Below are 13,338 nucleotides of genomic sequence, written 5' to 3' on the forward strand. Positions count from 1 at the left end.
AGGCGGGAAATCCCGCCTTTTCGTTTGTTCTCTGTCGCCCGCTTAGTGCAGGCGGCCGCTGGCGTGGGCCAGCATGGTGTAGACCTTGCCGGTGTCCGACGTCAGGTAGGTCTGCGCCATGATGTTGTCGCGGTCGTTGCGCGACACGTCCTTGAGCAGCTTTTCGAAATCGTCGCAGTAACGATCGACAGCAGCGCGGAACTCCGCCTCTGACTGATATTTGCGGCGGATCTCGTCGAACGTCTGCTGGCCCTTCAGCGTGTAAAGTCGGCGTGTGAAGACGTCACGCTCGCCACGCCGGTAGCGGTTCCACAACTCGATCGACGCATCGTGATCGATGGCGCGTGCGATATCGACCGAGAGCGAGTTCAGCGATTCCACGACATGAAGCGGCGAACGCGCAGCGGGAGCCGGGCGCGGCGCTTCGGCAGGCGCTGCCGGCTTGGCGTCGTCTTCGCGTGATGCACCGGTCAGGAGGTCACGCACCCAACCGCCCTGCGGCGTGCGGCCGTTGGGGTCGCGCTGGCGCGGCGCTTGGTCTGCGGGACGTTCGAGGTCGAGCGTGCCGCGCAGCGCCGTCTCGCCCGAAGGCGCCTGCGGTGCACGGCGCTGTTCGGGAGCCGGAGCCGGGCGACGTGGCGGTTCGGCGGGGCGTGCGGCAGGCGCTTGCGGCGCCGGACGCAGGTTGCGCTGTTCCGAACTGTCGGCGCTGCGGCCAGATTTCGCAACGATTTCAGAAAGTTCCTTCAGCGCGTTGATCTGCTCTGAAACGGCACGGCGGATAGCCGTGGTTGATTCCTTTGCCTCTTCCGGCATCTCGATGACGCCTTTCTTAAGCTCGGCCCGGGTGAGGTCGAGCTCGCTCTTGATCGAGCCGGCGGTACGCCGCATCTCCTCGGTCGCATCGGCAAAGCGCTTGGTTGCCGAATCGACCACTTCGGAAATCGCGGTACGGATCTTGTCGGCGGATTCCAGCGTCTTGCCTTCGGCGTTCTGCAGCGTCTGGCCGACCAGATTCTCGAACGAGCGCATGACCCTTTCGAGATCTTCCGACTTCTTGACAAGGCCGACGGCAAGGTCCTCCAGCGACGATTGCCTTTCGAGTGTGTGCTCAAGATTGCTCTGGGCCGAGCTCAACAGGTCCGAGGCACTGGAAAGCAACCGGCTGTGCTCGTCGAACTTGGTGGCGATTGAAGCAACCTCGCGCAAGGTCGACGACGACAGCTCGGTGAGCCGCGTCGTGTTCGAATCGACCAGGCGCGCCGAGCTGGCGAAGGTCTGCGCGGTCTTTTCGGTAGTCGCTGCGAAGCTTTGCGTGCTGCCGGTCAGGCGTTCGTCGACCTGGCCGAGATTGGCCGCCGCCTGCTCGATCAACTGACCGAGCTGCGAGCTGGAGGTGGTCATGCGGCCGATGAGGTCGGCAACGCTGTCGGCAAGCGTCGAGCGCGCGCCTTCGACGGCCGACAGCGTTTCGGCCGTGCGGCTGGCGAGGGCGTCGACGAGGGCGGCGTTTTGAGTGCGCAGCTTCTCGGTCGCACGTTCGGTGACCTCTTCCATGCTCTTTTGCAGCTCGGAGCCGCCCTGGGCGAAGCGCTCGACCAGAGGCCGTGCCGTCTCGTCCAGGATTTTCGATATTTCGGCCGAACGTGCCGCAAGCATCGTATTGAGCTCGCGAGTATTGGCACCGATGGACTTTGCAGCGTCATTGGTGCTCTGGCCGATATGCTGGCCGACCGCGGTGAAGGTTTCGGCGATCGAGTTGGCGCGCGAGACCAACTGCGCCTCGGCATTCGAGACCTGTTCATTGAGCTTTTGGCCCATTGTCTCGGCGGAGTAGGCGAGGCGGTTCTCGACGCTGGCGACCTGCTCCTCGACGCGGGCCGCAGTGGCAGCAGCACTCGATGCCAGGCGTTCGTCGGCACCGGCAAGCAGTTGCTCGATTTCACGGGCATGGACGGCGAGTTCCTGGCCAGTCTGCCTGGCGCGTTCGGCAACCCGCTGCTCGGTGCTGGTGAAGGCACCGACAATGGTGTCGGCATGTTCGCCGATTGCGGTGCTGCTGTCGGCAATGCGGGACACCAGACGATGATCCGCCTCCTCGAAGATGCGGCCGATCTCGGACGCACGGGCCGAAAGTGCTTCGGAGCCTTCGGCAATGCGCGAAATAAGTTGCTGGTCGGCGGCATCGAAAATGCGGCCGAGATCCGACGCACGTGCCGCGAGAGCTTCGGCGGATTCGCCGATGCGCACGCCCAGCCGCTCGTCGGCTGTTTCGAAATTGCGCAGGATGTCGCCGGCACGTGCAGCCAGCGACTGGGCCGTTTCGATGGCGCGAGAGACCAGCCTGTGGTCCGCCACGTCGAAGGTGCCGGCAATCTCACTTGCTCTGGCTGCCAGCTGATCGGCCGTCTCCTGGGCACGCGCGAACAAGGTGTTCGACGTGTCGTCGGCGCGGGCAATCAGTGCGCTCGACGTATCCTCGGCGCGGGCGGCGAGGCGACGATCCGCCTCTTCAAAGGTGCGGGCGATGTCCTCCGCCCTGGCGAGCAGGGCGGCCGAGGTCTGCTCGGCGCGCTCGGCGATCTTGCGGTCGGCATCGCTGAATGCCGCGCCCGCCTGCTCATGCAGCGCGCTGGTAACTTCCATGACCTTCTCGCGCAGCGCGCCGGCGACGAAGACCGCGCTTCTTTCGAGCACACTGCGCACGTTGTCGACACCCGTCGACAGCGCCCGCTCCATTGTGCTGGCGCGCTCTTCAATGATGCCTGTCTGCCGGCTGAACGCCTGCTCGATCTTTTCTACGTCCGCAGCGATCGCATCGGAGATGTCGGTGCTCCTGGCGGCGATCTGGTCGATATGGCCGGACAGCGAACGGTCGACATCCTTGCGCGTTTCGGCGAGCCTGGAGAGATCGTCCTGCAATGCGCGGGTCAGCATGTCGCGGCCCTCGCTCAGCTTGCCGACATGACCGGCGACGATCTCGTCGACTTCGCTGCGGCTCATTGCAAGCCTCTCCAGATCGGCTTCCAACGCGCGCCTGAGGATGTCGCGGCCTTCCGCCAGTTTCTCAACCTGGCCGGCAACCAGCCCATCGATGCTCGAGCGGCTTTCCGCCAGCTTGGCGAGATCGTCCTCGAGCGCCTTCGACAGGGTCGAGCGGTCCTGGACGAGCTTCTCTGCGTGGGTTGCGACAAGGCTGTTCACGTTGCCGAGATCGGCTTCCAGCGCACGCGAAAACTGCGCGCGATTATCGGTCAATAGCTGCGACTGATCGGCGATGGCGCCCCTGATCGTGCTGAGATCGGCCTCCAAGGCGCGCTTGAGGATGTCGCGACCTTCGGCCAGCTTCTCGACCTGGCCGGAAACCAGTCCGTCGATGCTCGAGCGGCTTTCGGCCAGCTTGGTAAGATCGTCTTCCAGCGCGCGCTTGAGGATGTCGCGACCCTCGGCCAGCTTCTCGACCTGGCCTGCGACCAGCCCGTCGATGCTCGACCGGCTCTCTGCCAGCCTGGCAAGATCGTCCTCGAGCGCCTTTGACAGGGCCGAACGGTCCTCGGCGAGCTTGTTCATATGTTCGGAGACGACGCCCCGCACGGTCTCGAGATCGGTCTCTAGTGCCCGCGACAGCTGACCACGATCCTCGGCCAGCTTCTCGGATTGGCCGGCGATGACATCCTTGACAGTGCTCAGATCGGCTTCGAGCGCACGCTTGAGGATGTCGCGGCCCTCTGCAAGCTTTTCGACCTGGCCGGCAACCATCACATCGATGCTCGAGCGGCTTTCGGCCAACTTGACGAGATCGTCTTCGAGCGCCTTCGAAAGGGTCGAACGGTCTTCGGCGAGCTTGTCCATGTGATCGGAGACAACGCCCCGCACAGCCTCCAGGTCGCTCTCCAGTGCCCGCGACAACTGGCCACGGTCTTCCGCCAGCTTTTCAGACTGGCTGGCGATGACGCCCTTGATCGCGTTCAGGTCCGATTCAAGCGCGCGCTTGAGGATGTCGCGGCCTTCGGCCAGCTTCTCGACCTGGCCGGCAACCAGCCCATCGATGCTCGACCGGCTTTCGGCCAGCTTGGCAAGATCGTCTTCAAGCGTCTTCGAAAGCAGGCTGCGGTCATCGGCGAGCCTGCCAGAATGATCGGCGATCAGGCTCCTGATGTCGGACAGGTCGTTATCGAGTGACTGGGAAAGCCCGCTGCGGTCTTGCGCCAATTTCGCCGAATGAGCCTCGATGAGGCCATTGATGCCGGCGATGTCGGCTTCCAACGCACTGGCGAGTATGGCGCGACCCTCGGCGATCTTTTCGACTTGACCGGCGACGAGGCCGTCTATGCCGGCGCGACTCTCTGCCAGCTTGCCGAGGTCGGCCTCGAGCGCGCGCGAAAGGATGCTGCGGCCTTCGGCGAGCTTGCCGACGTGCCCGGCAACCATTTCATCAATTATCGTGCGGGCTTGCACGAGTTTTCCAGAGTCTTCGTTCAAGGCCTGGGCAAGCCTGTTGCGACCCTCTTCAAGGCTTTCGAGATGGCTGCCCAGCGAAGCGTCGATCGCTGCGCGCGATTCGTTGACCTTGCGCAGATCCTCTTCAAGGGCGCGCGAGATCAGGCCGCGGCCTTCGGCTAGCTTCTGCACCTGGTTAGCCACCGCTGCGTCGATTTCGGCGCGACCTTCGGCGAACTTCGCCAGATCGGCCTGCATTGCCGCCGCCATCCGGTCGCGGCTTTCGGAAAGCTTGCGGCTGTGGTTCTCGACGGCTTCCTCGATGCCGGCGCGAGCATCGGCAAGCCGCTCGATGTCCGTATCGAACGAACGCGATACGACATGGCGCGCCGCTTCCATGCGCCCGGCGAAATCGCCGGCGCGGGCTTCAAGCATGGTCGAGGTCGATGAAATGATGTCGGCCATGTCGGCGCCGATCTGGGTCTTGCCCTGATCGATCATCGCCGACAGCGTATCCTTGCTATCCTGGAATGTGTGGGCGATTTCGCGGGCGCGCTCGACCAGCGTCTCGTTGATTTGGCGTGCGCGAGCCTCCAGCGCGGCGTTGAGCTTCTGCGTGCCGGTGTCGAGCGCCTCGGCGCGGGTCTGGAACTCGCTGATCAGCGCCTGGCCACGTTCAGCAAGCGTCCGCTCGATGCCGTTGAGGCTGGCTTCGAATTCCGAATTGAGTGTGCGGGCGGCACCGCCGAGCAGCGACACCATGCCGCTCGTGCGGTCGTCGAGCAGGTCGGTCAGTGACCGCGTCAGGCCATCGGTGGTGTCCGTCAGCTTGGCGATCCGGGTGTCGAGCAGGCTGGCGAAGGCCTCGCCCGACGTCGACAGCCGATCGGTGATCGATTCGAGCCGGCCTTCCACCGAATCGAAGATCGACAACGAGCTTCCGTTGATCCTGTCGATCAGCGTATCGCCGGATTCGTTGATCGTCATCGACAGCTTGGTCGAGGCGTTGAGAATGCTGTCGCGAATGATATCGCTGGCGGCGTTGATCTCGTCTTTCAGTGTCTCGTGGGCGCCGGTGATCGAGGCGCGCACGCGCTCGGCATGGGTGACGACCGCTTCGCGCTCGCTGCCCAGCCCGTCGACCAGCGAGCGGATGCGGGACTCGTTCTCTGAATAGGAGCGCTCGATCTGGTTCACCTCGCTGTGGACCAGCGTTTCGAGCTCGACGGCACGCGCAAGCGTGCGTTCGATGCCTTCGCCCATGGCTGCCACCTCCCGGCGAACCGCTTGGCCGATCATCATGACGCGATCCTGGGCAAGATTTTCCGGCTCGGCCAGACGGAAGGCCACCTCGGTCATCGACTGCGCGGCAAGGCGCATCTCCTGAGCGCGGCGAATCATCACTGCGAATGCCCAGAACAGGATGACGGGCACGATTGCCGCGACCGCCAGGCCGATCAGCTCCGGACGGGCGAAAAACTGATCGAAGGTGCGGATGTTCCAGATGCCAGGTCCGAACAACAGGTTCGCAAGGCCGCCAGCGCCGGCGATCCAGGCCAGCGAAACGAAAGCCACGACCCAGTAGATCGTGTTCGAGGCGCGCCGATTGAGGGTGTGCAGGAGCGTCTTATAGTCTTTTTGACGATCGTCGTTGGCCGGCGAGAAAGCTGCCGGCTGCGAGCCATTGCGCGTTACGACAGGACGCAACTCAGCCGGCTTGGCCTTTGGCGCGGGTTTTGCGATCTGGCTTTGATTGGCGGCAGGTGCCGCGTTCTGGGTCTGGTCCGGGGCAGGCGCTTCGTTCTGGCTGCGACCTTCGCGCGCCAACTCGTCGGCGGCTTGCGATATTTGCGCTTCGAGATCTTCCATGGATGCAGCCATGTCGAAGTCGCCGCCGGCATCGCCGCTCAGATCGATATCAAGTGCCTTTTCAAGTTCCCTGGCTACGTCGCTGTCGAGCGTTCTTGTCGTCGTTGGTTTCTTCGCCATGCCTTCGCTACCCTGTACAAGCTGCCGCGGGACTTATGGTTCTGCTTATTGATTCTGCCTAGCGTGTCCCGCGCAGGAGGCTGAAAATGGACCTGTCGTATCGTAATGACACAGCCGGGTAAAGAAAACATGCATTCCGCCCGATACGTAAAACTTTAAATATAAGGTTAACACAGCCGTGATTCCGGCGCCGTTATCGCGACATTTTTCCGGGCCAATCATTAACCCGTTGTCCACCGGATACGCCTAGTTTTTGCGGCGGTCGAAGAACGGAGTCTCAAAGTGATACGTGGCGAAAACGGCATTGCCTTCTCGATGCCCGGCGGCGACGTGTCGGGGACAGCCGGGGCGCGGCCGATCGACCTGGCGCATCTTGCGCGCCAGACGATGGGCGATCGGAGCCTCGAGCAGGAGGTGCTGGCTCTGTTCGTGCAGCAGGCGCTGTCGGTGCGCGACAAGATCGTCGAAGCGGATGTCAGGCAGCGGCTGCTATTGGCACACGGGCTCAAAGGCTCGGCGCGCGGGGTCGGCGCCTTCGCCATTGCCGATTGCGCCAGCGCGATCGAATGCCGGCCCGAAGACGCCAGCACGCTGAAGCGGCTTGGCTCGCTGATCGAAGAAGTGCGCGACTTCGTCGCCGCCATCAGCCGATAGGACTTATCCCAAAGACGCCACGCACGGGCGCTTTCGCGCCGCAGTTGACTTGTCCGGCAGAGTGATTATGTCGGCTCAGACTCCCTTCAGGTGACAAATGACCAAGCTGACCTTCATCGCCCATGACGGCACGCATTTTGACGTGGATGCCGAAAACGGCTCGACCGTCATGGAAAATGCGATCCGCAATGCGGTGCCGGGAATAGAAGCGGAATGCGGCGGCGCCTGCGCCTGCGCGACCTGCCATGTTTATGTCGACGAAGCCTGGACGGCGGAGGTCGGCGAGCCGGAAGCCATGGAAGAGGACATGCTGGATTTCGCCTACGAGGTCCAGCCGAACTCGCGGCTGTCATGCCAGATCAAGGTGCGCGACGCCCTCGACGGGCTGGTCGTGCGCGTGCCGGCCCGCCAGGGCTGAAGCCGATTTTTGCGGCTGCCGCTTGGCAGCGGACCAATGGTCATGCAGTGTCGCGCCGTTTTCCCATAAAGGCGCATGCTTCATGACCGCTATCACCAAGACGGACGTACTCATTGTCGGGGCAGGGCCTGTCGGCCTGTTTGCCGTATTCGAGCTCGGCCTCTTCGACATGAAGTGCCATCTGATCGACATCCTCGACCGGCCCGGCGGGCAATGCGCCGAACTCTACCCGGAAAAGCCGATCTACGACATTCCGGCTTGGCCCTCGATCTCGGCGCAAGGCCTGGTCGACAAGCTGCTTGAGCAGATCGCGCCGTTCAAGCCCGAATTCACCTATAGCCGCATGGTTTCGAGCCTGGAAAGATTGGAGGACGGCAGCTTCCGCGTCATTACCGACGAAAACGAGGTGTTCGAAGCCAAAATTGTGGTGATTGCCGCCGGCGGCGGTTCGTTCCAGCCGAAGCGCCCGCCGATTCCAGGCATCGAACCCTATGAAGGCAAGAGCGTGTTCTACTCGGTGCGCCGGATGGAGGACTTTCGCGGCCACGACCTCGTCATCGTCGGCGGCGGCGATTCGGCGCTCGACTGGACGCTGAACCTGCAGCCGGTTGCCAAGAGCGTGACGCTGGTGCACCGGCGGCCCGAATTCCGTGCAGCGCCCGACAGCGTCAACAAGATGTATGCCATGCAGGAGATGAAGCAGCTGGAATTCCAGGTCGGACAGGTGACTGGCCTGACCGGCGCCGACGGCCAGCTCGCCTCCGCCACCATCAAGGGGCCGGAGGGCGATATCGAAGTGCCGTGTACGCGGATGCTGCCGTTCTTCGGCCTGACGATGAAGCTCGGCCCAATCGCCGAATGGGGCCTCAACCTCCACGAGAACCTGATCCCGGTCGACACCGAAAAATTCCAGACGTCGGTGCCCGGCATCTTCGCCGTCGGCGACATCAACTGGTACCCCGGCAAGCTGAAGCTGATCCTGTCGGGCTTCCACGAGGTCGCCTTGATGGCGCAAGCGGCCAAGCGCATCGTCAGCCCCGGCGAGCGCATCGTTTTTCAGTATACGACCTCGTCAACCAGTCTGCAGAAGAAGCTCGGCGTGATCGACTGAGCCTCGCCATATTTTCGTCGGGCCGGTCTACTCCGCCAGGGCTGGAGCCACAGCCTCGGCATGGCCGCGAAGCGTTTTCTCCGGCATCAGCCAGAGCGTGATGAGCGACAACAGCAAGATCGCGGCCGCGGCAAGAAAGATCATCACGAACGGCATGGCCGAGGCGATATGGCCGGCCGGCTGCGTGCCTTCGCTGGCCAGCGGCAGCCCGTAACCAAGGGCGACGGCACCGAGCATAGCGACGCCAAGCGCGCTGCCCAGCGAGCGCAGGAAGGTGAGAACGCCGGTCGCTACGCCAAGGTGCATGCGATCGACGGCGTTCTGGACCGAGACGGTGGCAACCGGAAAGGTCGTGCCTGTACCCAGGCCTACGCAGGTCGTCAACACCTCGACGAGCAAAAGTGAGGCATGCCCGGCGACCAGGCTGAGCACGCCGAGGCACAGGATCGAGAAAACAGTTCCGATCATGGCAATGCGCTTATAGTGGAAAAAGCGCGGGATCATTCGCGCGCTGAATGTCGCACCGGCCACCGTGCCGAGCATCAGCCCAAGCAACGCGGTGCCCGATTGACTGACCGACAGGCCGACGACCGATTGCAGGTAGACCGGCAGATAGACCGACAGGCCGACATTGGCGGCCTGCAGTAGGAACATCGACAATGTGCCGGCGAGAACGATCGGATTGCCGAGCACTTCGAGCGAGATCAGCGGTTCGGCCGCGCGCATGAGCCGCAGCGCGAACGCGCTCCAGAACACCGCCGAGCAGGCGAGCAGTCCAAGGATTTCAGGCGACAGCCACGGATACTCGCTGCCGCCCCAGTTCAAGGCAAGCAGCAGCAGCGAGGTGGCCGCGACCAGAAGCAGCGCGCCGAGGCCGTCGATGCGGTGATGTTTTGCGGCGATCGGCAGCTTCTTGAGCGGGTTGTTGATGATCGCCATGGCCAGCAGGCCGAGCGGAATGTTGATCCAGAAGATCAGCGACCAATGCAGATGTTCGGCGAAGGTGCCGCCGAGGAGCGGCCCCGCGATGCTGGCGACGGCCCATGTGCCCGAGATCCAGGCGGCGTATCGGGCCCGCTCGCGCGGCGGCACGAGGTCGCCGATCACGGTCTGCGTCAGGGCGAACAGGCCGCCGCCACCGGCGCCCTGGATCGCCCGGCCGACAACCAGGACCAGCATGTTAGGGGCCGTGGCGCTGACCAGCGAGCCGGCGAGAAAGATCAGGATTGCAGCATAGACGGTCGGCCGGCGACCATAAATATCGGAGATCTTGCCGTAGAGCGGCGCCACGGCGGTCGCGGTCAGAAGATAGCCGGTCACGATCCATGGCAGATATTCGGCATGCCCGAGCAGACGGGCCATCGTCGGCATCGCCGGCGCGACGATGGTCTGGTCGAGCGCCGCCAGCAGCATCGACAAAAGCACGCCGCCGATGATGGCGTTTTTCTCGGTTTCGGTCAGCGGCGCGCTGGTTTCCACCATCGTTTGCTTGTCGACAGCCTGGTCCATATCCGTTCATCCATTATGCCTGCGTGCACGTCCGCGACGGGCTGGGAAGCATCTAGGTACGCCGATTGGCGTTTGCCGGAGGCTGATCCCTGCGAACCTGGCATATGTCGTTCGCTATAGGCCGATTTCGACAGCGGCTCGAAAGTTTTCCGAAGCTGGCACTATGTTTCGGCAAAATTGGCTTTGTCCGACGACGCGGAGTTCAGCCGGGAGCGAGCCGGCCGTTCTCAATGCGCTCGATGCGATAGTGCAAAAGCCGCAGGATGCGGCTTTGGAAATTGGCGCTTTCGACGCGATCGAAGCGCATCTGGTCCTGGTCGTGTTTGGCAAGCATGGCCGCAGTGATTTTTGCGGCCTTGGCCTTTGCCAGTTCGCAGGTCTTTTCCGGGTAGCTCGCCTTCAAGGCGTCTTCTAGTTCGCGGCCGTGGTTCTTGGCAATCTCGACGTGGCGTTCCTCATGGCGCTTGATGTCGGCGGACAACGTATCCCAGAACAGCCTGACGCCGGCATCGGCTTTGCGCGGGCGGCGCCACTCAGGAAGGATGACCTTGACCTTGACGGTGACGACAGCGTCGGCAATCCAGCACGAGCCCGGCTTTTGCGCATAGCTGACGCGGGTGGTGAACGCCATCTGGGTAGCTCCCGGATGCCGCGACCCGGTGCTTTTCACCTGAGGCCCGAGTTTCGACAGCTGGGTCTCGATGTCGTCGAGCGTCCTGCCGCCGATCGGGAAATAACTATATGTCTTGACGAGAGTTGCAGCGCCGGCCGGGAATGCGGTCAGAGCGAGCATCAGGGCGCAGAGGAGGGATCGTTTCATCGTGTTGCCTCTTTCCCCACCTTGCTTTACCGCCGTCCTCGGCGCAACGGAATTGATCCCCCGCCACGCCGCGAGATCGAACATGGTTGATGGGCAATGATGACAGGGCGATGGCAATTGGCGCACGGACGCCATCTCGACCTTGGCGGCAAGGCCGTGGTCGTCGGCATCCTCAACATCACGCCGGACAGTTTTTCCGACGGCGGCCTGTTCGATGCGCCGGAAAAAGCAGTGGCTCAGGCGCGCCGCATGGTCGAGGAGGGGGCCTCCGTCATCGACATCGGCGGAGAATCGACACGTCCCGGGGCGTCTGCGGTCTCCGCAAAGGAAGAGCAGGCTCGCATATTGCCGGTCATCGAGGCGCTCGCGACGTCTGGCGGAACGCTGATCTCGGTCGATACCTATCGCGAGGATACGGCCCGGCTTGCCGTCCAAGCCGGCGCGCATATCGTCAATGACGTCTGGGGCCTGCAGCGCGAACCGGGCATTGCCCGGGTCGCGGCCGAAACCGGCGCTGGCCTTGTCGTCATGCACACTGGACGGGACCGGCAGAAACTGCCCGACGTGATTGCCGATCAGCTCTTCTTCCTCAGGAAGTCGCTGGAAATCGCGCGGCGGAGCGGTGTTGCCGACGACCATATCGTGCTCGATCCGGGCTTCGGCTTTGCCAAGGAGACGGCAGCGGAAAATCTTGACCTGATGGCACGGTTTTCCGAGCTTCATGCGCTGGGTTTTCCACTGATGGCCGGCACATCGCGAAAGCGCTTTATCGGCACCGTCACCGGCCGCGACGCAGCCGCAAGAGGCGCCGGGACCGCGGCCACCAGCGTTATCCTGAGGCTCAAAGGCGCGCATCTCTTTCGCGTCCACGATGTCGCAATCAACGTGGATGCGCTGGCCATCGCCGATGCTATGCTGGCACGTGAGATCGGGGAAAGCTGAGCCATGTATGTCATCCGCATGAAGAACTGCGCCTTCTTTGCCCGGCACGGTGTGCTGGACGAAGAAGAGACGCTCGGCCAGCGCTTTTATGTCGATGCGGCACTCACGGTGGATCCCGGGCAGGCGCTGGTCGAGGATTCCATCGAGGACACCGTCAATTACGGCATCGCCTTTGCGGTCATCGAGAAGATCATTACCGGCGAACGGCGCTTTCTGATCGAAGCGCTGGCGCTCGAAGTGGCGAGGGCGCTGACGGCGCGGTTTCCGCAGATCAAAAAGGCCGAAATCACCGTGCGCAAGCCGAACGCCCCGGTGCCGGGTGTGCTCGATCATGTCGAGGTGACCGTTGTCTGGCCAGAATAGTAACAACAACAACACCGTCTATCTCAGCCTTGGCGGCAATCTCGGCGATCCGGCGAAGTCGATGGCTGCGGCACTGGGCATTCTGGATGCCAACGAGAGAACGCGCGTCGTTGCCGTTTCGTCGCTCTACCGCACGCCCCCCTGGGGCAAGCTCGATCAGCCGGATTTCCTCAACGCGACGGCCGAAATCTCGACCGCGCTCGCGCCACGGGCTTTGCTCGACCTTTGCCTCGACGCCGAGCGAAAACTGAAGCGGGTGCGCGAGGAGCGCTGGGGTCCACGCCTGATCGATATCGACATTCTGGTGTTCGGCGACCGCATCATCCACGAGACCGGACTGGAGGTGCCGCATCCGCGCATGCTGGAGCGCGCCTTCGTGCTGGCGCCGCTGGCAGAAATTGCGCCGGAGCTTGTGGTCGACGGCAAGAGCGTATCGGAGCGGCTGGCCGCCGTCGACACATCGGGCATTGAACGGCTGCCGTCAGGCCGGGATTGGTGGAAAACCTGATGCTGCCGCCATCGGTGCCTGAAATCAGCCGGAGAACCCACCTCCGTCGAGGAACATTTGTTCGTCCGGTGTCGTCTCGCGGCCAAGCATCCTGTTTCGATGCGGAAAGCGGCCGAAGCGCTGGATGATGTCGCGATGCTCGATCGCATATTTCAGATAGATCGGGGCTTTGGCGGCGGTAAGCTCTGCCGATTTGAGCTGATCGGCGAGGTCCTCCGAATGCTCATAGGGCAGATAGAGAAAAACGCGGAGCTCTTCGTCGAGTGCCAGGTCATGGCCGGCAGCGATCGCTTTCCCGGCGAAATGCCGCGCCAGCGGGTCCGTGGCGTACATGTGGCCGGTGGCGCGAAAGCAGTTTCGCGGAAACTGGTCGAGCAGGATCATCAGTGCCAGCGACCCTTCGGCGTGTTCGGACCAGCCGTCGCATTCGCGGCGGGCGGCGGCAAAGTGCAGATCGAGAAACCGGGTGCGGAAGTCGGCATCAAAGGCGTCGTTCTTCTCGAACCACGCGTCCTCCCCGGCGTCGCGCCAGAATCTGGTGATGGAGACAGCGCGCTCGTCCAGTTCGTTCATCATTCGCGTCT

10 protein-coding genes are annotated in these 13,338 nt (G+C 63.1%); 6 read left to right on the forward strand and 4 right to left on the reverse strand.

The window, feature by feature from the left end:
• Positions 1-42: 42 nt before the first annotated feature.
• Positions 43-6,429 (reverse strand): apolipoprotein A-IV repeat region-like domain-containing protein, encoded by a 6,387-nt coding sequence (locus NKI70_RS20205; protein ID WP_352697730.1) that lies wholly within the window; start codon positions 6,427-6,429, stop codon positions 43-45.
• 285 nt (positions 6,430-6,714) lie between these two features.
• On the opposite strand from NKI70_RS20205, the gene NKI70_RS20210 reads away from it, so the two are divergent.
• The 3 genes from NKI70_RS20210 to NKI70_RS20220 all read left to right on the forward strand — a co-directional run bounded on the left by NKI70_RS20210 (position 6,715) and on the right by NKI70_RS20220 (position 8,612).
• Complete coding sequence (locus tag NKI70_RS20210) at positions 6,715-7,083, forward strand: Hpt domain-containing protein (RefSeq protein ID WP_352593565.1); 369 nt, start codon at positions 6,715-6,717, stop codon at positions 7,081-7,083.
• 97 nt (positions 7,084-7,180) lie between these two features.
• Positions 7,181-7,501 (forward strand): 2Fe-2S iron-sulfur cluster-binding protein, encoded by a 321-nt coding sequence (locus NKI70_RS20215; protein ID WP_023674833.1) that lies wholly within the window; start codon positions 7,181-7,183, stop codon positions 7,499-7,501.
• A gap of 82 nt (positions 7,502-7,583) precedes the next feature.
• Complete coding sequence (locus tag NKI70_RS20220; protein ID WP_352593543.1) at positions 7,584-8,612, forward strand: NAD(P)/FAD-dependent oxidoreductase; 1,029 nt, start codon at positions 7,584-7,586, stop codon at positions 8,610-8,612.
• A gap of 27 nt (positions 8,613-8,639) precedes the next feature.
• Here the strand turns inward: NKI70_RS20220 and NKI70_RS20225 are convergent, their stop codons facing one another.
• Both NKI70_RS20225 and NKI70_RS20230 read right to left on the reverse strand, forming a co-directional pair.
• Positions 8,640-10,121, reverse strand: coding sequence for an MDR family MFS transporter (locus NKI70_RS20225; protein ID WP_352568757.1), 1,482 nt, complete (start codon positions 10,119-10,121; stop codon positions 8,640-8,642).
• A gap of 202 nt (positions 10,122-10,323) precedes the next feature.
• Positions 10,324-10,941: a DUF922 domain-containing Zn-dependent protease gene (locus NKI70_RS20230; RefSeq protein WP_023674836.1), complete on the reverse strand. Its 618-nt coding sequence runs from the start codon at positions 10,939-10,941 to the stop codon at positions 10,324-10,326.
• A 96-nt stretch (positions 10,942-11,037) separates the two neighbouring features.
• Between NKI70_RS20230 and folP the strand changes: the two genes are divergently transcribed.
• Genes folP through folK form a run of 3 tightly spaced genes read left to right on the forward strand, consistent with a single transcriptional unit; the run spans position 11,038 to position 12,754 of the window.
• Positions 11,038-11,883: a dihydropteroate synthase gene (gene folP / locus NKI70_RS20235; RefSeq protein WP_352568756.1), complete on the forward strand. Its 846-nt coding sequence runs from the start codon at positions 11,038-11,040 to the stop codon at positions 11,881-11,883.
• A 3-nt stretch (positions 11,884-11,886) separates the two neighbouring features.
• Positions 11,887-12,246 (forward strand): dihydroneopterin aldolase, encoded by a 360-nt coding sequence (folB, locus tag NKI70_RS20240; protein ID WP_352568755.1) that lies wholly within the window; start codon positions 11,887-11,889, stop codon positions 12,244-12,246.
• The gene (gene folK / locus NKI70_RS20245; RefSeq protein ID WP_352568754.1) at positions 12,230-12,754 is read left to right on the forward strand and encodes a 2-amino-4-hydroxy-6-hydroxymethyldihydropteridine diphosphokinase; all 525 of its coding nucleotides are present in this window, start codon (positions 12,230-12,232) and stop codon (positions 12,752-12,754) included. Before folB ends, folK begins: the two co-directional genes overlap by 17 nt.
• 24 nt (positions 12,755-12,778) lie before the next feature.
• Here the strand turns inward: folK and NKI70_RS20250 are convergent, their stop codons facing one another.
• Positions 12,779-13,330, reverse strand: coding sequence for a DUF924 family protein (locus tag NKI70_RS20250; RefSeq protein WP_502894566.1), 552 nt, complete (start codon positions 13,328-13,330; stop codon positions 12,779-12,781).
• Between the last annotated feature and the right edge of the window lie 8 nt (positions 13,331-13,338).

It is taken from the genome of Mesorhizobium sp. M0500, assembly GCF_040321165.1.
In the GTDB taxonomy this organism is placed as follows: domain Bacteria; phylum Pseudomonadota; class Alphaproteobacteria; order Rhizobiales; family Rhizobiaceae; genus Mesorhizobium.